Source organism: Fodinibius saliphilus, assembly GCF_005869845.1.
Taxonomy (GTDB): Bacteria; Bacteroidota; Rhodothermia; order Balneolales; family Balneolaceae; genus Fodinibius; species Fodinibius saliphilus.
In genome coordinates this window covers 1,822,958-1,845,158 of the sequence record NZ_VAWF01000001.1, presented here as the reverse complement: position 1 = coordinate 1,845,158, position 22,201 = coordinate 1,822,958, and the positions used below count along the sequence as shown (strand labels likewise).

16 protein-coding genes are annotated in these 22,201 nt (G+C 40.3%); 7 read left to right on the top strand and 9 right to left on the bottom strand.

The genetic code is table 11. The features are described 5' to 3' along the window. Positions 1 to 44: 44 nt before the first annotated feature. Positions 45 to 2,807, top strand: coding sequence for an alpha/beta hydrolase family protein (locus FCN14_RS07745; RefSeq protein WP_246043126.1), 2,763 nt, complete (start codon positions 45 to 47; stop codon positions 2,805 to 2,807). Positions 2,808 to 2,841: 34 nt separating this feature from the next. On the opposite strand, the gene FCN14_RS07740 is transcribed toward FCN14_RS07745, so the two are convergent. Then, on the bottom strand, positions 2,842 to 3,960 hold the full coding sequence (locus tag FCN14_RS07740) for a glycoside hydrolase family 3 protein (RefSeq protein WP_138430627.1): 1,119 nt from the start codon (positions 3,958 to 3,960) through the stop codon (positions 2,842 to 2,844). 3 nt (positions 3,961 to 3,963) lie between these two features. Beyond that, positions 3,964 to 5,409, bottom strand: a complete 1,446-nt coding sequence (locus tag FCN14_RS07735) for a TlpA family protein disulfide reductase (RefSeq protein ID WP_171032842.1) — start codon at positions 5,407 to 5,409, stop codon at positions 3,964 to 3,966. A 259-nt stretch (positions 5,410 to 5,668) separates the two neighbouring features. Here FCN14_RS07735 and FCN14_RS07730 point away from each other — a divergent pair, with 259 nt between their 5' ends. Then, entirely contained in the window at positions 5,669 to 6,400 is a 732-nt protein-coding gene (locus FCN14_RS07730; protein ID WP_138430625.1) for a tetratricopeptide repeat protein, read from the top strand. Positions 6,401 to 6,479: 79 nt separating this feature from the next. Here FCN14_RS07730 and FCN14_RS07725 read toward each other — a convergent pair whose 3' ends face one another. The 3 genes from FCN14_RS07725 to FCN14_RS07715 all read right to left on the bottom strand — a co-directional run bounded on the left by FCN14_RS07725 (position 6,480) and on the right by FCN14_RS07715 (position 10,342). Then, positions 6,480 to 9,719: a CHAT domain-containing protein gene (locus FCN14_RS07725; RefSeq protein WP_138430624.1), complete on the bottom strand. Its 3,240-nt coding sequence runs from the start codon at positions 9,717 to 9,719 to the stop codon at positions 6,480 to 6,482. A gap of 182 nt (positions 9,720 to 9,901) precedes the next feature. Beyond that, complete coding sequence (locus tag FCN14_RS07720; protein WP_138430623.1) at positions 9,902 to 10,099, bottom strand: hypothetical protein; 198 nt, start codon at positions 10,097 to 10,099, stop codon at positions 9,902 to 9,904. Positions 10,100 to 10,144: 45 nt separating this feature from the next. Next, on the bottom strand, positions 10,145 to 10,342 hold the full coding sequence (locus tag FCN14_RS07715; protein ID WP_138430622.1) for a hypothetical protein: 198 nt from the start codon (positions 10,340 to 10,342) through the stop codon (positions 10,145 to 10,147). A gap of 425 nt (positions 10,343 to 10,767) precedes the next feature. Here FCN14_RS07715 and FCN14_RS07710 point away from each other — a divergent pair, with 425 nt between their 5' ends. Continuing rightward, positions 10,768 to 11,334, top strand: a complete 567-nt coding sequence (locus tag FCN14_RS07710; protein WP_138430621.1) for an RNA polymerase sigma factor — start codon at positions 10,768 to 10,770, stop codon at positions 11,332 to 11,334. 51 nt (positions 11,335 to 11,385) lie between these two features. On the opposite strand, the gene pdeM is transcribed toward FCN14_RS07710, so the two are convergent. Then, positions 11,386 to 12,048 carry a ligase-associated DNA damage response endonuclease PdeM gene (pdeM, locus tag FCN14_RS07705; RefSeq protein ID WP_138430620.1) on the bottom strand — a complete coding sequence of 221 codons (663 nt, stop codon included), beginning with the start codon at positions 12,046 to 12,048 and terminating at the stop codon, positions 11,386 to 11,388. A 62-nt stretch (positions 12,049 to 12,110) separates the two neighbouring features. After that, positions 12,111 to 14,582 carry a ligase-associated DNA damage response DEXH box helicase gene (locus FCN14_RS07700; RefSeq protein WP_246043125.1) on the bottom strand — a complete coding sequence of 824 codons (2,472 nt, stop codon included), beginning with the start codon at positions 14,580 to 14,582 and terminating at the stop codon, positions 12,111 to 12,113. Positions 14,583 to 15,034: 452 nt separating this feature from the next. Between FCN14_RS07700 and acs the strand changes: the two genes are divergently transcribed. Then, positions 15,035 to 16,933, top strand: coding sequence for an acetate--CoA ligase (gene acs / locus FCN14_RS07695; protein WP_138430618.1), 1,899 nt, complete (start codon positions 15,035 to 15,037; stop codon positions 16,931 to 16,933). A gap of 62 nt (positions 16,934 to 16,995) precedes the next feature. On the opposite strand, the gene FCN14_RS07690 is transcribed toward acs, so the two are convergent. After that, positions 16,996 to 17,358: a hypothetical protein gene (locus FCN14_RS07690; protein WP_138430617.1), complete on the bottom strand. Its 363-nt coding sequence runs from the start codon at positions 17,356 to 17,358 to the stop codon at positions 16,996 to 16,998. Positions 17,359 to 17,746: 388 nt separating this feature from the next. Beyond that, on the bottom strand, positions 17,747 to 18,961 hold the full coding sequence (locus FCN14_RS07685; RefSeq protein WP_138430616.1) for an alanine dehydrogenase: 1,215 nt from the start codon (positions 18,959 to 18,961) through the stop codon (positions 17,747 to 17,749). A 165-nt stretch (positions 18,962 to 19,126) separates the two neighbouring features. Here FCN14_RS07685 and rsmA point away from each other — a divergent pair, with 165 nt between their 5' ends. From rsmA to groL, 3 genes are all read left to right on the top strand, one after another. Beyond that, the gene (rsmA, locus tag FCN14_RS07680; RefSeq protein WP_138430615.1) at positions 19,127 to 19,903 is read left to right on the top strand and encodes a 16S rRNA (adenine(1518)-N(6)/adenine(1519)-N(6))-dimethyltransferase RsmA; all 777 of its coding nucleotides are present in this window, start codon (positions 19,127 to 19,129) and stop codon (positions 19,901 to 19,903) included. Positions 19,904 to 20,164: 261 nt separating this feature from the next. After that, positions 20,165 to 20,458 carry a co-chaperone GroES gene (gene groES / locus FCN14_RS07675; protein WP_138430614.1) on the top strand — a complete coding sequence of 98 codons (294 nt, stop codon included), beginning with the start codon at positions 20,165 to 20,167 and terminating at the stop codon, positions 20,456 to 20,458. 54 nt (positions 20,459 to 20,512) lie between these two features. Then, complete coding sequence (gene groL / locus FCN14_RS07670; protein ID WP_138430613.1) at positions 20,513 to 22,198, top strand: chaperonin GroEL; 1,686 nt, start codon at positions 20,513 to 20,515, stop codon at positions 22,196 to 22,198. Positions 22,199 to 22,201 lie beyond the last annotated feature (3 nt).

The window sequence follows — 22,201 nt, the reverse complement described above, 5'->3', positions numbered from 1 at the left end:
AGCAGATACAATAGTTATGGTAATCGAAAAAAAAGTCAGACATTATGATTAGTATGAAATGGGTACTGCGTTCTTTTGTAATGTGGATTACGGTAGTAATAGCTATACCGCTTTTGTCCACGGCACAAAATAAAAAGCTTACTTTTGAGGATGTGATGAAATGGGAGGATATTTCAGACTCTCACTTTTCAGACAATGGGGAATGGCTGGTATATAGTGTCTGGCCAGACAGAGGAGATGGTGAAGTGCGTATTCGTAGCCTGGAAGAGGATAAAATTTTTACCGTCAAGATGGGAGATGATCCTAGGATAACTCGCAATGGAAATTGGGTAGGAGCTTATCTAAAACCTAAACTCATCGATCAGATAAAAGCTGAAAAGGATAAACCTAAACAGGGGTTGGCTTTATTAAATACCGCTAACGGTACTACAATTGAAAAGGATAGTGTAAAATCGTTTGAGTTTTCTAATGATGGGAAATGGGCTGTAGTTCACTTTTATCAATCTAAAAGTATTAAGGATAAAAAGAGTAAAAATGATTATCTGGGTACCAAAATGATATTGCGTAACTTGGAATCAGGTCAAGAGTATAGCGTCCCTTTTGTAAAAGAAGTTGCCTTTGACAGTACTTCTCATCATTTAGCATATTCAGTCGTTGATACCAATGGGGCTAATAATGGGCTATTTTATCGTGACCTGGAATCGTCCTCATCAGAAAAGCAGACGGTAGTTAAGGCAGGAAACCAGCTGTTTGCCAACCTGGAGTGGGATCATAACGACGAAAAGCTTGCTTTTACTCAAGCCAGTCTGGATACTACGTTTGAAACAGATGATGCAGACCTGAGGATTTGGCAGGTTAATGATGAGGGTGTACGTACATTGGTTGAAGCTGGAGATGTTGATAAGGAATGGGCGCTGCGCACCAATAACGACCTGGAATGGACAGAAAATGGAGAGCGCTTATTTTTCGGATTAATGTCACGGGAAATGGCTGAAGTCAATCAGAAGAAAAAAGAGGAAAAAGCAGACTCTGTAGATATTTACAGTCGGGAACAGATTCTGGATAAAAAAGAGATGGATGTATGGCATTATGATGATCCCCGGATTAAAACTCATGAGAAGGAATCATGGACTTGGCGCAAAAAACGAACATATCGAGCGGTTTATCATATGGATAATGCCCAATGGGTACAACTGGCTGACCACAAGGTGCCGAATGTAGAAGTCAGCCAGAATCCTGATTATGTGTTGGGACAATCCCGGGTGCCATATCTGCAAGAGATGACTTGGGACGGGTTTTTCAGCGATTACTACATTATTGACTTGAAAACAGGTGGGCGCACAAAGGTTATTGAGAAGCTAAGATCTGACGCCGTTCTGTCCCCCAAAGGAAATTATGTAGTTTTTTATCAAGACAAAGATTGGCATCTGTATAATGTGGAAGAAGAACTGTATCGTAATCTCACAAAGCATCTGGATACGCCCTTTTATAATGAAGATCATGATTATCCCTATCCGGTACAGGGATATGGAATCGCTGGGTGGATGAAGGGAGATAAAGCCGTTATGATCTATGATAAGTACGATGTATGGAAGTTTTTTACAGATGAGGGTAAAGCCGTAAACCTCACTGAAGATGGCCGTGACCGGGATATAATATATCGTATTGAGCGCACTGAGAAGGATCGCAAAACTTTTGATCCCAGCGATGAAGTCTTAGTTCGGGGATTTTATGACCATAAAAAAAACTATGGTTTTTATACCCTGAAGCTGGATGAGCCTGGAACAGAAAAAAAATTGGAGACAGACCATAAGTACAATTTCGTGACTTCTGCTGAAGATTCAGATCGTATTATCTATAGCCGTGAAAAATATGATGAGTATCCAAACTTGTGGGTTAGCAACGATCTTTCGTTTGGGGATACCGAACGACTAACAGGGCTGCATTTAAATCTCCATGATACCTATAATTGGGGAACGGCTGAGCTTATTGAATGGTCGGATATGGATGACGGACAAACTATTCGCGGGGCTTTGATAAAACCGGATAATTATGATCCGGATAAAAAATACCCGGTATTGATCTATTACTACCGATTCTTTTCGCAACGGGCGTATGAGTTTAATAACATTACGACCGACGACCGTCCTACGCTCCCACAATGGGTGAGTGATAACTATGTGGTGTTTCTACCGGATATCCGTTTTGAAGTGGGCACGCCTGGTTTTGCATCAACCAAGAGCTTGGTGCCCGGTGTGCAAAAGCTAATTGAAATGGGGATTGCACACCCTGACAAATTAGGCCTACACGGACATTCCTGGAGCGGGTATCAAACGGCTTTCATGATTACCCAGACCGATATATTTGATGCAGCAATTGCCGGTGCACCTGTTTCAAACATGACGAGTGCTTATAGTGGTATTCGATGGGGATCGGGACTTGCCCGTCAATTTCAATATGAGCAAACCCAAAGTCGTATCGGGGGAAGCTTGTGGGAGTATCCCGAGCGTTATATTGAAAATTCGCCGGTATTTTATGCAGACCGCATTAATACTCCCTTGTTGATGATGTTTGGAGATGAAGATACCGCGGTGCCATGGTATCAGGGAATAGAAATGTACTTGGCAATGCGTAGACTCGATAAGGATGCTGTCTTTTTACAATACCGTGATGAGCCGCATCACTTGCAAAAGTATGCCAACAAGTTAGACTATGCAATCAAAATGAAAGAGTATTTTGATCACTATCTGCGGGGAGAGGAAGCTCCTGAATGGATTACCGACGGAGTGCCATACCGAGGGGAATAAATTATCCGGGCAGTGGTGAAAAAGCCACTGCCTGTTATTTTAACTGTGTTTTAAATCTTATAATACGTTTATAAGACTGATCAATTTGTTCTTCATTAATAACTCCCTTATCTACAAGTTCAGTTATTATGCGATGGGCTTTTGGTACGATATTCGGATCATAAATCGAATTATTTCCAAAGGCGAGGATATCGACGCCGGCCATAATAGCTTGTTTAATAGCTGTTTGTAAGCCGTACTCTTTGCGGATTGCTCCCATCATCATATCATCTGAAAATATCACCCCATCATATTCCAACTTGTTTCTCAAAAGGCCTGTGATTGTAGGTTTTGATAAAGTAGCAGGATAGCTGGAGTCAATTTGTGCATTGAAAATATGGGCCGTCATAATAGCATCAGCTTTACCAGTATTAATGAGCTGCCGGTAAGGAATAAGTTCTTTCTCTGACCATGTATCAGTTACATCAACAACCCCGAGGTGAGAGTCTTTTTTTGAGCTGCCATGGCCCGGAAAATGTTTTAAGACGGTTTGTATATCGTATTCATTTAAGGTTTGTATAAATGTACCGGCATGCTTTACAACAGTTGTAGGTTTGGAAGAATAACTGCGACCAAGTTTTCCAATAATGGGATTGTCCGGATTTACATTTAGATCCACGACAGGTGCAAAATCAACGTTAATACCAATTTTGGAAAGGGTATGCGCAGTGCGTCGTGCATACTTTCTGGTACTATCAATATTATTTAGTTCTCCCAAATATTGTGCTGAAACCGATGGAGGGAATCCGTATTTAGGTTTAAGGCGATTCACCTTTCCTCCTTCCTGATCTATTGAAACAATTAGGGGAGAATAAGATAACGCCTTAAGCTTTTTCACCAAGGTTTTAAGTTGTTCGGATGATCGTATATTTCTTTTGGCTTGGCCCCGAGGTACATCATAGTCAAAGAGTATGACTCCTCCCAAGTGATACTTTTGTATATCGCGGACTATATGATTGGTGTCAGCTATGGTCATGCCACGAAATCCAATGGTCAACATTTGACCAATTTTTTTATTCAGCGGTATTTCGTCAAGGGTTTTTGATAAGGATTGACCATTTATATTGCCTGAAAGAAATGAGAAAACTAAAAAAAATAGTAGTAAGCGAGCCATCTTTTATTGTTTCGGTGTAATTAAACTGTCTAGTAGTTTGGGGAGATTAAATGAAGGGCGCGCATCATTATAACGAACGATCTTTCCATCGGGGCCTACGAGGATATAAAAAGGAATACCGCCGCCCCGGTAAGTTCGAAATGTTTCTTGCTGAAAGCCATTTCCGCCATACAGTTGTGGCCAAGGATTCTTAAATTGTTGCAGTGATTGTCGCCAGCGTACACTATCTTCTTCAATGGAAATCGCCAATATCTCAAATTGATCACGAGAATATTTATTATACAGATCCTTCATGTGTGGAAATTCATCGAGGCACGGAATACACCAGCTGGCCCAAAAATCGAGAAGTACATATCGTCCTTCGTAGTCTTCCATACTCACCATCTCTTCATTTTTATTAGGAAGGGTAAAAGGTACTGCCGGTTGTCCGGGTGAGACCTTTTTAATCTGACTATAGAATGATTTTAGAAATGATGTGTATTTAGGATAGTTTTCGTACTTTTTTAAATAGTTTTTGTAGCTAGGCGTTGCAACTTCTAAAGACATTTCTCCGATGCGTTCAGCTACGAGATACATTTTTGCATATGCTTTAGCTTTTCTCTGATCGATATATTGGAGTACAGATCTGCGAGCTGAATCAAGGGTTTCGTATCCCAGTCGTTTAATGTCGTATTGCATCAGTTCCTGACCATATTTTTCTTCCAGGCTATCCTCAACTCCAAAGGTGTTTGCAAAGGCATTGGTGAAATCACGAATACCTGCACGTTGTGAATGCAATGATTCAAAGGTGAAGAAGTTAAGCTCTTGGGCTTCTTCAAGGATTTGCTTTCGTCTGGATTTTGGAGAGATGTCTGGTTTTGTGCGTTGATAGGTAACTTCCTCTAATTCTTTCACTAAATATTCACCCACTGCTTTATAGTATATATCTACCAGCGGCGTGTTAAATAAATGTTTTTTCGCTATTTGATATCGTTTTTTGTATAAGTCGGTGATATTCGTTTGTTTCCCTTCCCGAAAATCAGGGATAGCATTGTTAATTTTTTGTTGTATGGGCTTAAGTTTATTACGATAATCTGAGTAGCTTTGGTCCCATGGTTTAGGATATCCACTAACAGATACAGAATCAGGGAAGTGAGAAAAAGATATATTGAGCTTAAGGGGTTGTGCCGGTTCAGCTACAACTGGATAAGTTTGTTCATTAACATTAAACTTAATGAGTTGTGTAGAATCAATTGGTAGGGAAAGTGAGAAATTCCCCTCCTCATTTACAGTCACCGGGAAATGTTTTTTGGGAGCATACTTATAGTGAACCGGTTGTTTTGAGATGAAAATATCTGCGGAGCCAACGTAGTCAATACTGCCTGAAATGGTAGAAGTATATTCTGTTTGACACCCGGATAACACTATGAGGAAAATGATTAGTGTTGATAGGCCATTTAATTTAGACATAGATTTTAATCCGGAAAACATTAGAAAATTTTAATATTTAAGATTAAAGTACTTTTAAAGCTGTTCAAAGCTAATTAGTATTTGGCTTTAATCCTAAATGCAAAAATATTTTGTAACAAATGGGATTTAAAATACTCTTGTTACATGAATTGATGAAAACATAATTGGATTACGATAGTCATTATGTTGGGTTGCTGCAGACATTATCCTTTGAGGGTATTGTAAGATATATTTAAGTAAAATTTAAACGTGAAGAATCATGATTGAGAGCTATAATGAAAAGCAGTTGGAAGAAAAAATTGACAAGTATGTCAATGGAGAGCTTTCGCCAAGAGAGACAGACGAGCTATGGGCAGAATTGATCCAGGATGGTTACCATCTGGACTATATGAAAAGTGTTGCAAATGTGAAGGCTGTTATTGAAAAGAAGAAGGAAGAACGTCAAATTCAGAAAAGAAGAAAAAAATGGTTTTATGCTGCTGCAGCCATAGTTATCTTTTTAGTTGGCGTAGTAGGTTATATGAATATTTATAACCAAAATAACACACGATCTTTAGAACCAATCTCTAGTATTGAGCTTGATTATTATCGTTCTGAAGATGGTAATATGGCTCAGGATGACTCTAAGGTTATTCGGGATGCAATACGTCTAGCCAATACAGGGGCAGTCACTGAAGCCATTAATTTATTAGATAGTGAGTTGGAAAAGGCGTCAAAACCTTCCTGGATTGCTGAATTAAGTTTAAACTTAGGATCTCTCTATTATAATGAGGGTAATTATCGAGAATCCATTAATCATTATGAGCGAGTGATAGAACACAAAGAGAAAGTGGATCTTCTTATGTTAGAAAAGGCATATTGGTATGTGGGTAACGCCTACTTCCATATAGATCAGCTTGTGAAGGCACGAACGCATATTGAAAAAGCGTATGATTTAAATGGGGCTTACCGCAGAGTTTCTAAAAGTTATCTTGACGCCCTTTCTGACTAAAGAAAAAAGCAACTCTTCTAGTATCAGGAAATGAATAAAAGGCCGGAAGGAAATATCCTTCCGGCCTATTCTATTTTTGCTAGATGTTATGCTGCTTATTCCCATTATTGTTAAAAAAGATTCCCTGTTCTGCCATGTAAGATAGACCTACCATCAACAAGAAATAAAAAACGAAGGTGCCGGCTAAAGCCATATTTTTGTTGTAATCGGGCCTTACAATAGGTTGTGAATCCCCTATTAACATATAGGGACCCCAAAAATGAGGGCTGGCATTTTTATTCTCGAGGAAATACCGTTTTGTCGCTTGTAGGGCTTCAGCTTTCGATTTTCCTTCATTTAATTGTTCATAAAAATGGACTGCAAAATCAGAAGCCAGCATGTCATTTACCGACCATAAATTCAAGACTAGCGACTCTGCACCGGCATAACGAAGGGCCCGACTAATGCCCATGACTCCTGTTCCCTGTATATATGACCCTGACCCAGACTCACACGAGTTTAGCATAATCATATCGCTGTTAAGGTTCAGTTCAAAAAGTTCATAAGCAAATATTTGGTCTTCAAAAGTGGTATCTGCAGCTGCCTGCTGTTTGCTCATATACATCGTAGAGAACATAGGATCGCGTTCAGAGACAGAACTATGAGTAGCCATATGTAAGATACGTGCCTTTGGTGCTGTGCGTTTAAACGTTTCTTTGGTAGAGTTCTGGTTAATAAAAGTTTGTACTTCAGATAGATTTGTTAACCTATTCGCTATGGAAGTCACTTCTTTTTGGGCAAAGGGTAATGGTACAAGTTTTTTTTCTTTGTAAGAATTAAATTCGGAGACACCGTAACCAACATAACTCAAGGGGTTTTGAATATTAGACGGTTCATTATTTTTATTAATTACTTCGTCAAGAGAAGTAAGGTACTGTGTGTTATACTTTTCAATAAGGTATGTAGCTTCCCCATAACTGTAGTTGTGTGTTGGTTTCGCGAGAGGTAGAATATCAATAGGAAGCTGGTATAAATAACTGTCAGGGATAATGGTTATCTGTTCAATGTGCCCAGGTATATCATTAATACCAAGTAGCTTTGTGACTGTATATAAGGAGTCGAGATTTGTTTTATGGGTAGCTACTTGTGTAACAGAATTTGAAAATAGATTGCGAAGTGTTGAATCTAGTGAAACAGTTTGCATTTCTACATCCGACCGACTGATTTTAGCAATGTAATATTTATTTTTCAGCTCAGTCACATGCATGATCATTTCACGGGCAGAGAGTTGACTTTGGATTTTATGTATTGAAACTGTTTCTGATCCTTCTTTTCTAGTAAGTTTTTTATCCAGCTTCCGTTTTTTGAGGTTAAGTTTGCTTATGCGCTGGCGAATTTGAAACTGTTCATCCTCTGGAGCAGTCAGTAATCTTTTTCGATTGGCATCCAGCTGTTTGGTCAGCTTCTTATATTGGGTCAGCTCGGACTCATTCAATAAACTCGATTTAACAAGAGGGTTCTGATAATAACGGGAATCATTGATAGTCTTAAGTTGGTCTAGTACTTGTGTTGCTTTGTCCGGCTGGTCTTCTTTTAAATAAATAGATACGGCCAACTCAAAAGCATCTAAATACTCATCTTCGATATGCCAAAAACCAGATTTTAGATCTGCGCTGCTTCTGGCTCTAACAATTACCTGCTCAAGAGCGGGATTAAGAATGGCGAGTGCTTTATGAGGTTTCCCAGTTAGGTATAGATAGTTTGCTTCAATAGTTTTTGCTTTTATGATTTGTTCAAAATCAAGAAGCTTAAGGTTTTTGTTTTTAAACTCTGTGATTAGAGAGCCAGCTTTACCTTTCTGTTCACTGTTAAGGTAGTTTAAGGCTTTGTTTATAGTAGCTTCAATAAAGTTTGGGTTATTTTTATTGGGAGCTAATTTGAGAATCTTATCTTGTTTTTCGATTGCTTTTTTAAACTTTCTTTGCTCAGAATAAGTTTCTGCTTGTTCATTTAATAACTCTATATATGCTTTGGTATCAGTTGAAGAGGATAGATGCTCTTCAGCCTTGTTGAAAAAAATATGGGCTTTCTGAAAATCATTCCTGAATTTCCGATAAAAAGAACCATTCAGCATATACAATGTTCCCAAATCTGAGCTGTTATTTTTTTTCTGCGCCAATTTTCTTGCTGTTTGCAGGTATGCTAAGGCATTCTCCTGATCATTAGTTTTTCGATGGTAAATAAAAAGATTATTTAGGATTTCAATTTGGTGGTCGTAGTTCTCCTTATTTTTGGCTGTTTCTAAAGCCTGAAATTGTAGATCCAAATATCTTGCATACTGTCCTAGTTTGTAGTGAGTTAACGCTAAGTTATTATAGAGCGCTGAGAATTTAATCGGAGGATTGTTTTTTTCTATTTGTTTAAGTATCTCCAAATAGACTTTATTTGCAGCCTTAATTTTACCAATATTATATAGATTGATTCCAGTGGAATATTTAATCTGCTGTTTTAGTTTTTTGCGATTTAAGTAATCTGCTAATGGGAGCGTAATATTTCGAGCAATTTCCAGATTACGGTCATAGAAACCTAGTCGATACATTGAGTAGTCGAGGAGGCGGAATGTGCGCAGCTTAAGGGAGGAATTGGGAAAGAGTTTGTTATTAATCAGTGTATTATAAAGGGAGGAGGTGTTGGAATATTGGTCTTCAAGGTAGAGGGTTCTGAAGTAACTAAATTGGGCCAGCGTTTTTTTTAGGTCCTTTTCGTCTGAAATGCTTGTGTTCCAGCTTTGTATTATCTTTTCTCGGTAGGATTTACTCAATAGATCATTTTGACTACTGCTAAACAACAGGAAAAAGTGAGGAAGAACAAACTTATTCGGATTCAGACTCTCTCGGTCTATTGTTTTGTTTTGAACAATAGTTTGTACTAGTTTTTCATATTGGATATTACTAGTAGAAGGGAGGGTAAAGCGTGATATAAAATCAGTATAGAGATTCTTCTTTCTTTGAATAGTTTCGGTGCGGAGAAGCAGTCCGATAAATAGATCTACAGAGCCTGTATGCCAGACTACTTTTTTTAACTGCTGATGAAAATTTTTGTTGACCTCATCAAAAGATGGATGGAAATTTTTCTTTCGATTAAGTTGTTCAATAAAGTCTCTCAGCTCATCTTTTTCACTGGCTAATAAGCTGAGTGCCCACAGGTTCTCGTCGGTGTTTATTCCGTTTTCTATCTGTTTTGCATAGTGTTTGGCTTGTTGTTTTGAGTTATGTAATAGCTCAGAGCTATCAGACCCCGCAACAATTTGAAAGAAGCTGAATAGAATAACTAACAACATCAGATAGATCTTAGCTAGGATTGATATGCCATTTCTTTTGGTCGTTCTAGATTAAATCTATGGTACTATTACAGTAAAGCAAAATTTTTGTTAAAAATATAGATCTTAGCCTAGCTAAGGCAGACTGTCACTTTCATAATGATAAAAGTGTTTTGAGTTAAAAAGGTAACGTCAGGCAGTGATTACAGTTCGGGCTTGTCGTAGATGGTGCTCATGTCGGAGTCGGAGTCGAAGCCGTCGCGATCAGGGGTATCCTGGGTGACTTCGGAGTTGTTCTGCTCAGGTGTGGTATCGAGGCCGGGGTCGGTAACGGAAGCACAACCGGTGAACAGGGCAAAAGCGAAAGTGACAGCGAGTAGTTTTTTAGCGAGCGTTTTCATAATGATAAAAGTGTTTTGAGTTAAAAAGGTAACGTCAGGCAGTGATTACAGTTCGGGCTTGTCGTAGATGGTGCTCATGTCGGAGTCGGAGTCGAAGCCGTCGCGATCAGGGGTATCCTGGGTGACTTCGGAGTTGTTCTGCTCAGGTGTGGTATCGAGGCCGGGGTCGGTAACGGAAGCACAACCGGTGAACAGGGCAAAAGCGAAAGTGACAGCGAGTAGTTTTTTAGCGAGAGATTTCATAGTGATCCTTGGTTTTATTCTTGGTTAAATTGTAACGAGTATGAATTGTTGTACCTAAAAGCCTTAAGTATAAATGTTATTAAACATACCAATTCTCGACTACAAGAGTAGCGAATGGGGAGTTTGTTACAAGAAAGTCAATATTTCTGTAATATTACCACATATAATTATTTGTAACAGTAGTCTATTTTAAGATAAATTTTAGTGACTATAATTCAGTATACTCTATGATACAAGAGTATTTAGACATTCGTTTGTTACAAAAAATATCAGAAGACAAAAAATTTAATTACAATGATTGTATGAGTTTTCATTTGTATGATTATTGAATAGTTATATATTTGAATGATTAAACCATAGTACGTGGCTTCTTCATGTATCATTTTTCAGCAAATTGATTAGCTAATAAGGCTTTTTTTATTACCTTGAATAACTCCAGAGTTGATTATTCAGAGCTAGTTCATGCTCTCCAAGAAAATAAACAGGGCAAAGCCAATGAATTGCTCGAGGAGCTGCTATATCGCCTTAAGGACTATCTGCAGGTTGTTCTCAATGCCACTGAGCGCGAAGCTGAAGAGTGTACCCAACAAGCTTTTCTGGACGTTTTTGAGCAGATCAAAAAAGACAATATCCGGGAAGAAAAGTATATTTTCAGTTATATGATTCGCGCTTGCCGGCATGAATACTTCCGCCATTCCAAAGAGCAGCACCGTTTTAATAACCCAATGGAGGATCATCAAGAGCATCTGGTTGATCCCGCAGAACAGTTCACAAACTTGATGGATAAGGATCGGCAAGAAATTTTAGAGGCTTGTTTGGATGAGTTGCGGGAGAGCTCACGTAAGTTTATCGAATATTTTATTGATGAACCGGATACAACAACAAAAGAGGCAAGTGCCCATTTTGATATATCCGGAGCGAATGTGAGAACAAAGAAGTCTCGAATATTGAATCGTCTACATCATTGTTTTAAGAGGAAATGGCGACAATAGGTGGTATTGACAGAGAATGTTTCTGAACAATAGCATTTTGAGTATCTGTTATTAATATGCTGGTATAACTTGTCCTTCCACGATAATAAAAACGCTATCATTTTTTTGGGGAGTAACTGTATGGGTTCCGGTAAATGCACCGAAGGCTGGCAATATTCCATATCTTTGTCCAAAATAAAAGCAGGGAAACGTCATGGCCTGACGCCCTTTTCCATTTAATTTTGCTGCAGGATGTACATGGCCACTCAGTAAATAAGCTTCAGTTTTGTCAGAAGGAGTGTGAGGGTCTTTATCATGAACAAACAAAAAGGCTCCTATCTTCATTTTTTTAAAAATGTTGATAAAACCAGTATGGTACTTATCTGTACTTAGAATATCATGATTACCAACAACAAGGCTTACTTCAATCTGACAGTATCTCTTACGCCACTTTATAAATTGCTGCCACTCATGATTGAGGTTACTGTGGAAAAGATCTCCCAATATTATCAGATGGTCGGGTTCTGTTTTTTCAACCAGATGTTCTAAGCGATGAAGGTTAGATTCGTTCACCTGCTTTGGTACAGCGATACCATGTTTTCGGAAATGGGTTGATTTGCCTATATGTAGGTCGGCAATGAGAAGGATTTTCTCTTTTTGCCAATAAATGGCCCGTTCTGGCAGCAGCCAAAAACGATTACCTTTAAGGTTGAATGTCGTAGCGTTTTGAATCATAGAATGAATCTAAAAATAGCTGTTACACGATTCAAAGTTTTTCGGCAGTTCTTAAGAGAAATCTAGGTTTGTTTTTCGAGCTTTAGTTGCATGCGCTGCACGCGATTGGTCAAACTCTCTGAGCTAAGGCGTTCGCGCAGACGATCTACCATGATAGGAAAGGCAAAAGGCGTAAAACGTTCTGTTTCTTTGAGAGTTATTTGTTGAGATTGTATGCGCTTGAGGACTTTTCGAAGTCTCACTTCATCCAGTTGGTATGAAAGCACCTCATCGTAGGCTTGTTGAAGTAGCAGATTATCCGGTTCATATTGGTCAAAAACATCAAAAAATAAGCTTGAGGAGGATTGTAGGTGACGGCTGGCTTTGCGTTGTCCGGGAAAACCCTTAAAAATAAGGCCGGCAATGTGACAGATTCCACGAAAGCGTCGCTTGGCGAGTTCAGTATCATTCAGGCTGGAAAAGATATCTTCAACTAAATTGTTATCAGAAAACAGATCGTTTGCCAAAGCTTTTTTTAATGGAATCTCCTTATCTGACAAGAGCTCAAAGCCATAATCATTCATGGCAATAGAAAAGGTAATAGGTTTGAGCTGTGATATGCGATAGGCTATCAGTGCTGACATGCCTTCATGAACATACCGTCCCTCAAAAGGATAAAAAAATAGGTGATGGCCTTCGTTTGAAGTTGTCTGTTCAATGAGTAGTTCATCTTGGTCGGGTAGGGTAGACCAGTTCTCTTGCACATTTAATATAGGTTGAATCGTCTTAAGTTCAATGTCATTTGAAGTCTCCTCGATAGCCTCGTGCAGTTTATGGCGAAGTAATGCAGACATGTTTGAGGAGAGAGACATCCGGCCGCCCATCCAGCTGGGAACTTTTGCTTTTGATGTATTAGAACGACGTACATAAGCGGTCATTTGTTTTGTGCGAACCAGTTCGAGACTACGTCCGGCAAACCAAAATTTATCCCCCTTCTTTAATGAAGCAATGAACCACTCTTCAATACTCCCTAAGTGTCCACCATTAAGGTATTTGACACTCATCATGGTGTCACTGGCAATAGTACCAATCGACATTCGATGACGTCGTTTTATTTTGTGATCGGTAACCTTATAGAGGCCACCTTCTTCTATTACTTTAGAATATTCGTCATAAGCTTGTAGTGATTGCCCACCGGTTGTTATAAAATTCATGATCCAGTTCCATTCTTTCCGGCTCAGTGTTTGGTAGGCAAAAGTCGATCTAACTTCCTCATAGAGTTGGTCCGGTTTAAAGCCGTTGGAAACGGCTAGGGTGATGACATACTGAATCAGTACATCATAAGGTTTTAAGACAGGTATTCGGTTCTCCACAGCAACTTCTTGGGTAGCTGCTGTTTTTAGTGCAGCTGCTTCTATCAGTTCCAAGGCATTGGTAGGCACAAAATAGATACGGCTCGTGGAACCCGGTTGATGTCCGCTTCTACCTGCACGTTGCATAAAGCGGGCTACTCCCTTAGGGCTCCCTACCTGTATTACGGTTTCAACGGGTGTGAAGTCGACTCCTAAATCGAGGCTTGAGGTGCAAACTACAGCTTTAAGTTTACCTTCGTGAAGGGTTTGTTCTACCCATCGCCGAATTTTTTTGCTTAACGAACCATGATGCAGGGCAATAGTGCCTGCAAGCTCCGGTTTGGCATCAAGCAATTGTTGGAACCAAACCTCGGATTGTGATCGCGTATTGGTAAAAATAAGTGTAGATCGACTTTCTTCGATAATCGGTAATACTTTTGGCAATAGTTTAGTGCCCAGGTGACCTGACCAAGGAAATTTTTCTACATCATCGGGCAATACCGACTGAATACTTAGGGACTTCTCAATATTAGCTTTAATGGTGACTGCTTCATTCGATTTATAATTGTTTCCCAGCAGAACCTGTTTGGCTTCCTGTAAATTTCCAATTGTTGCTGAAATTCCCCAAATATTTATGTTGGGTTGCAAGTGTTTGAGTCGGGATAGTCCCAGTTCGGTTTGTGTTCCCCGTTTAGTGCCGATCAATTCATGCCACTCATCCACAATAACAGCATTAAGATCCGAAAAATAGTCTCGATATCCTTTTTGGGCCATCAAAATATGCAGGCTTTCCGGTGTTGTGATTAGTACTTCCGGCATCTGCTCTTTCATTTTCTTCTTTTTGTAGGAGGAGACATCACCGGTACGCCGAGCGATTTGCCAAGGAATATCCAGATCATCAACTACCTTCTGAAGGGCTTGCTCAAGATCACGTGCTAAGGCCCTAAGCGGGGTAATCCATAATAGTTGGAGGCCATTATCTGTTAATTCTTTATAGGTTTTGGGATGTCTATTAATCCAGTTGATAAGCACGGGCATCCACAATGCATAGGTTTTTCCAGTTCCGGTAGGAGCATTAAGGAGGCCGTTTTTGCCTGAAAGATATGCATCCCATACCTCTCGTTGGTATTCAAAGGGTTGCCATTGTTGTTGTTCAAACCATTCTTCAATTAGTTCCAGGCCTATCTGTTTCGTTGGTTGCAAATTAATCCTCTTAGTTACCAGTAATAGCATTGTGAATTTCTGACTACAAAAAGTGTAAACGTCAGAGCAAGCAATATAATTTATCTGTTTCTTGTTACCATTTGTTCAGGTTCAAAATATGAGCCAGTCTTTGTTTAACTGGCCCACAAGTGTCTAGTGTTCTCAAAATATATTTGGAGTTATGCTGCCCGAATTGATGAGGTTTCCCATATCTTTGTTATAGATAACACTGATTTTGGAAGGGCTTCCATAGATGGAAGATACCATTTCACAATTTTATACATTCCGTCACTTTTCATTGAGGGTGAAATCTTGTTTATTGCAAAACAGGTAAAAAAATTATGAATACAGAAGTAAAACGATTGGTTTCTTCTGTTGGCTTGATTATCTGCATAAATTATTTAATATGAGATTGTCCGCAAACAAATATTCCCAACCCAAATTCGATTATTATGTGGTTAAATATTGAATCATTTGAAGAGTATAAAAAAGTCTATAATGAAAGTGTTAATAAACCCGAAAAGTTTTGGGAGCATGAGGCCGGTACATTCTATTGGCGAGAAAGTTGGGATGAAACTTTCAGTGGGGATTTTGAAAGTGGTGATGTAAAATGGTTTGAAGGAGGAAAGTTAAACATTACAGAAAACTGCCTCGATCGACACCTCAACACTATTGGCAATAAAACAGCATTTATTTTTGAGCCCAATCATCCCGACTCATTTCGGCGCACAATTACCTATCGGCAACTTCACGAGGATGTATGTCGTTTTGCCAATGTTCTGGAATCAAAAGGGATTGAGAAGGGCGATCGTGTAGCAATTTATATGGCAATGACGCCAGAGCTAATGATTGCAGCATTGGCATGCGCCCGAATTGGAGCGGTTCACTCTATTGTATTTGCAGGTTTTTCGGCACAGTCACTGGCAGAACGTATCCAGGATTGTGATGCCAAGATGTTGATTACCAATGATGGTCTTCGACGTGGAGAAAAGCATGTTCCCCTGAAAGATATTTCTGATGAAGCGCTTGAAGACTGTCCTACAGTTGATAAGGTTATTGTATGTCAGCGAACCAATCGTGATATCAATTGGGTTGAAGGACGGGATGAATGGTGGCACTTGTTAATTCGTAACGCATCCAAAGAACATGAAGCGGTGGAGATGGATGCGGAGGATCCACTTTTTATACTCTATACCTCTGGTTCTACTGGCAAGCCCAAAGGGCAGGTTCATACCTGTGGAGGATATATGGTTTATACCAGCTATACCTTCCGGAATGTATTCCAGGTTGAGGAGGAAGATGTTTATTGGTGTACCGCTGATGCCGGATGGATAACCGGTCACTCGTATATTCTGTATGGGCCACTGCTAAATGGCGCATCCGGTATTATCTTTGAGGGAACACCAACGTATCCTGATCCGGGCCGTCTGTGGGAAGTTTGTGAGAAATACAATGTAACTCATTTCTATACATCACCGACAGCTATCCGGGCATTGATGAAAGAAGATATTGACTATGTTAATAAATATGATTTGAGTTCACTAAAGGTTCTCGGTACAGTGGGCGAGCCTATCAACGAGGAAGCTTGGCATTGGTACCACGACAACATTGGGAACGGGCAATGTCCTATTGTTGATACTTGGTGGCAAACCGAAACAGGGGGGATCATGATTTCACCCTTGGCCGGTGTAACTCCTACGAAACCCGGATTTGCTACATTGCCACTGCCAGGAATACAGCCGGCGTTAATGGATGAAAACGGAAAAGAGATTGAAGGAAATGGTGTGCAGGGGAACTTGGTAATCAAGTACCCTTGGCCCGGTATGACACGTGGGATATGGGGCAATCAGGAACGGTATATGGAAACATATTTTGAAGACTATCCGGGATACTATTTTACAGGTGACGGATGCCGTCGCGATGAGGATGGTTATTATCGAATTACCGGTAGGGTGGATGATGTGTTGAATGTCTCGGGCCACCGACTGGGCACAGCAGAAATTGAAAATGCAATTGATGAACATCCAAAAGTGGTAGAGGCCGCTATTGTTGGCTACCCGCATGATGTAAAAGGGGAAGCAGTTTTTGCCTTTATGACATGCGATGAAGAGATTAGTGATCCGGCGTCTTTTAAAGAAGAGATAAATAAGCTGGTCTCAAAAGTAATTAGTCCTATTGCCAAGCCAGAGAAAATTCAGATCGTGGAAGGACTCCCGAAAACACGGTCTGGTAAGATAATGCGGCGTATTTTACGCAAGGTAGCAGCTGGTGAAACGGATGATATGGGAGATACCTCTACCTTACTTGATCCTTCGGTAGTTGATGGGATAAAAGAGGGAACGGCCTATTAAAAACTAAAAATGGATTCGTTTATTTCTCAGGGATGCGGCTATGTCGCATCCCTTTTTAATATCTATAAGATAAGCCCTACAATAAAAAGCAGTACGCTGGTAACAAGGAGGATTAGACGAAAACGGGTTCGAACTAACATGGGATGATAGAGTAACCCAAAAGTGAGAGGGCGCTCATTTAGCCAATCGTAGTAATGGTGACGATGTGCTTCGCCCAGCGCCATTGTAACGTGCCCGTGTATAATGGTAATCATGAAGGGAACCGAAAAGAATATGCATCCAATATAAGCCATCGGCTTTTCGATACTGAATATATTAGCAAAATACAGGTAGGGCCAAGAAAAGAGAATGAAAAAAGGTATAGTCAATACCCAGTTGATGATACTTATTTTCTTAAAGTTCTTGGGATTTAACTCCTGATTCATAATTAGTATAGTGGTTGGGGTTTGGGGCAGAATCGGTATTCTAAATGTGCAGATACCAATAAAATGGCATTGAAAGACCATTTAATACAATGAGTACGACGAACCAAAGTCCTTTCTTTTCAGTATCCAAAAAAGGATTTCGAATAATATGAGCGAGATAAAAGATTCCGAGAGCTAAATAGAAAAGAGTATAGAAAAAAAGAAACGGTATTACGTATCCAAGGTATGATAAATACATGAGGGGATTAACGGCTTCAGGAGATAGCACCGTCTCAATGATTGTGTACATGCCCCACCCAATACTAGACAATATGATTAGAAACGGAAGGAAAGTAAGGACACCCAGAAAAATTTGAGTAGTTTTGTTCATGGAGAATTTTCATTTAAGCTAGATTTGACTGGCAATAAGCATCTCGATTTCCCGATATGGCATATCAAATATTTTTGACAAAGATTTTTTTGTCAAATGCTTTTTATAAACATATGTGCCGTTTCGGAGGGCTGTATTTGTCCAGAGACATTCTCGTATTCCACCAGCATCGCCAATAGCGAGAAGGTAAGGTACAATGACGTTATTAAGAGCGTAGGTGGCTGTACGAGCTACATTCGAAGGGATATTAGGTACACAATAGTGAATGATATCGTGTTTTATAAAGGTGGGCTTAGAATGAGTTGTTGCCTTGCTCGTTGCAATACAGCCGCCTTGGTCAATAACCGTGTCGACTATAACGCTGCCAGGCTTCATGCTGGTGACCATCGGTTCTGTTACTAGGCAGGGGGATCGCTTTCCTTCAAACATGGCAGCACCAATTACCACATCGGCATATTGAAGGGCTGAAGATAAGTACTGGTAATTAGCAGTGGCTGTGATGATTCGTCGATCAAGGGCATTCTCAAGATGGCGGAGCCGGGCTAAGTCATTATCCATCACAAAAACTTGGGCACCGTAACCCAAGGCTGTTCGTGCAGCATATTCTGCAGTAATACCGGCCCCAAGGATAACGACAGTCGCAGGGGGGATTCCTGAAATACCTCCCAGCATGATTCCTTGTCCTCCGTCGGCCTTTTCGAGGTAGTGGGCTCCAATTTGCACTGACATTGAACCGGTAATTTCATGCATCATGCGCACAATGGGAAACTCTTTGTCGTCGCCTTTGATAAATTCAAAGCCAATAGCCGATATGTTTTTATTGATAAGGGTATCAATAAACTCTTCTGTAGTGTTGCCCAAGTGCAGGGCTGAAAGCAGGATATGGTCTTGCTCCAGTAGTTCAAGTTCTGATTCTGAAGGGGGAGCTACTTTAACGATCAATTCCGACTTTTTATACACCTCATCGATGCTAAAGGCTATTTCAGCTCCGGCATCGGCATATTCCTGATCTGTAAAGTGAGCTTCAGCTCCGGCATCTTGTTCTACATAAACTTCGTGTCCGTTTGATGTTAATACCGATGTGCCTCCTGGAGTTAGACACATTCGTCGTTCATCATTGGAGACCTCCCTTGGTAACCCTATCTTTAAGGAGATTTCTGATTCGGATTTCATAAGCTGTTTTTCAAGCGTCTGAATACCAATTTTTTCCGTATCAAGTGGGTTAATATCCATAAAATAATTATTTCTAAGGGTTATTTAGGATAATTTACTTTACTAAGTACCACTTAGCAACATTTTCAATAGAACATATAAAAGACTTATACCGGCTAAAACGATTGTTTTTGAGAAATATCGATGCTTTCTAAAGGTTCGCTGTGAGTCATTATAGATTTTAAAATGAGTATAAAGCCAAAAAAGAGTTTAGGGCAACACTTTCTTACCGATGACAATATTATTGCAAAAATTGCGGATGCCATACCTGCGCGGGAAGGCGATCGAGTGGTTGAGATTGGTCCGGGAACGGGAGCACTTACCGAATCGCTGGTCGATCAATATAAAGATATAATAGCTGTTGAGTTAGACCAGCGTGCTATTGAAATACTAGAGCAAAAGTTTGATGATCTTGAGATTCGTCATGAAAATGTGCTTGACATAGATTGGGAGGAACTTTCTATAGGTAAAGAGAAAACCCATGTAGTCGGGAATTTACCCTATTACATAACCAGCCAGATCTTATTTTCTCTGCTTGAGCACAGAGAAGTACTTTCTACAGCATTACTTATGATGCAGAAAGAGGTGGCGGAACGGATTGTTGCAGATATCCGAACCAAAGATTACGGTATTTTAAGTGTACAAACGCAGTTGATGGCAACGCCCGAGATCCTGTTTCCGGTATCGCGCCACTGTTTCAGTCCCCAACCCAATGTGGAAAGTGCAGTTATGAAGCTGACTTTTGATAAAGGAGCCATGGAGTGTTCTGACAAGAATTTGAAAACGGTCGTCCGAACTGCTTTTAATCAACGTCGTAAAAAGTTAAGTAATGCACTAAAGCCTATCATTAGTAAAGAGAAACTGCCCGATGGTTTTGATTTTGATAAACGAGCAGAAGCTTGGGAGCCACCATTGTATGAAAAGTTGACAGCACAATTTGTAGAAGATGGCATTTTGACCTGAAATTTCGACTAGCCATAAATAGTGCCTGTCAGTTTTTTTTAAAAAAAAAAATTATAAATACCCAGTTCTTAGCCTTTCTAGCCCATTTTGACAGATCTTTATACTGAACCCTTAAAGTTTGGTATGGTACTTGCTCAACTATAACCCTGTTGAAATGGGATGTGATCTCATTACAAGATTTTTTAAGTATTTCCAGCAGATACTGCTGTAGATAAAGAATTTCAAATGTCAACTAATAACTTAAACTAGGAGTCATTACTTATGGCTAAATCTAAAATCAAACCGTTAAGCGATCGCGTTTTGGTTCAGCCAGAACCTGCGGACGAGAAAACAGAATCCGGCATTATTATTCCTGATTCGGCTAAAGAAAAGCCTCAGGAAGGAACTGTTGTTGCTGCAGGGCCCGGCAAAGTGGAAAACGGAACTAAGATTGATATGTCAGTTGCTGAAGGAGATAAAGTACTCTACGGAAAGTATTCAGGCACTGAAGTTACGCTTGAAGGTGAAGAGTACCTGATCATGCGTGAAACTGACATTCTTGGAATCGTTTCCTAAAGCAATTCTTTACACATTTTTTAAATATAAACTCAAAAAATTAATAGAGGAACTATGTCTGCAAAACTAGTTCATTATGATATGGAAGCGCGCGATGCTCTCAAGCAAGGCGTTGACAAGCTTGCAAATGCTGTCAAGGTCACTTTGGGACCGCGTGGACGAAACGTAGTAATTGAAAAATCATTTGGAGCACCAACAGTTACTAAAGATGGTGTTACAGTAGCAAAAGAGATCGAGCTGTCCAACAAGCGCGAAAACATGGGCGCTCAGATGGTGAAAGAAGTTGCGTCTAAAACTAGCGACAATGCTGGTGACGGAACTACAACAGCTACTGTTCTTGCTCAGTCTATTATTCAAACCGGTCTTAAGAATGTTACTGCCGGAGCGAATCCAATGGAACTGAAGCGAGGCATTGATACCGCTGTTAAAGCCATTGTTGCAGAGCTGCGTCAAATGAGTAACCCGGTTGGTGACAGCTTGGATAGCATCAAGCAAATTGGTACTATCTCTGCTAATGGAGATGACGAAATTGGCCAAAATATTGCTGATGCAATGGAAAAAGTTGGTCAAGATGGTGTTATCACTGTTGAAGAAGCGAAAGGTACCGAAACATACCTCGAAACCGTTGAAGGTATGCAGTTCGACCGTGGATATCTCTCTCCTTACTTTGTGACCGATTCTGAGAATATGGTCGCTGAAATGGAAGAGCCATATATCCTGATCTTCGACAGCAAGATCTCTAACATGAAAGATCTGCTACCAATTCTTGAGAAAGTTATTCAAACCGGTAAGCCGCTGCTTATCATCGCTGAAGATATTGAAGGCGAAGCACTGGCTACATTGGTTGTAAACAAGCTGCGCGGGTCGCTGAAGATTGCTGCTGTTAAGGCACCTGGATTCGGTGATCGTCGTAAGCAGATGTTGGAAGACATTGCTATTCTCACTAACGGTACTGTTATCTCAGAAGAGCGTGGATACAAGCTCGAAAATGCTACGCTTGATTTCTTAGGTACTGCTGATCGTGTGAATATCACTAAGGATGATACTACACTTGTTGGTGGACAGGGTGAAGATGATGACATCACTGCCCGTGTAAACCAGATCAAAGGTCAAATCGAATCTTCTACTTCTGACTATGACCGCGAGAAGCTGCAAGAGCGTCTTGCTAAGCTAAGCGGTGGTGTTGCAGTATTGAACATCGGAGCTGCTTCTGAAGTTGAAATGAAAGAGAAGAAAGCTCGTGTTGAAGATGCACTCCACGCTACCCGTGCCGCTGTTGAAGAAGGCATCGTAGCTGGTGGTGGTGTTGCATTACTGCGCGCTCAATCTGCTCTTAATGATCTTGAAGGTGAAAACCCTGATCAAGAAGTTGGATTCGATATTGTGCGCCGTGCACTCGAAGCTCCTCTTCGAACTATTGCTAACAACGCTGGTGCCGAAGGCTCTATCGTTGTACAGAAAGTTCTTGAAGGCGAAGGTTCCTTCGGATACAATGCTCGTACCGAAGAGTATGAAGATCTCGTTGAAGCAGGCGTAATCGATCCTACGAAAGTAACTCGAACCGCTCTTGAAAACGCTGCATCTGTTGCCGGCTTAATGCTGACAACGGAAGCACTCATCTCTGACAAGCCTTCTGAAGGTGGAGACGATGATGATGGCGGACCAGCCGGCGGCGGTATGCCCGGCGGTATGGGAGGCGGTATGCCCGGTGGAATGGGCGGCATGGGCGGCATGATGTAAAAT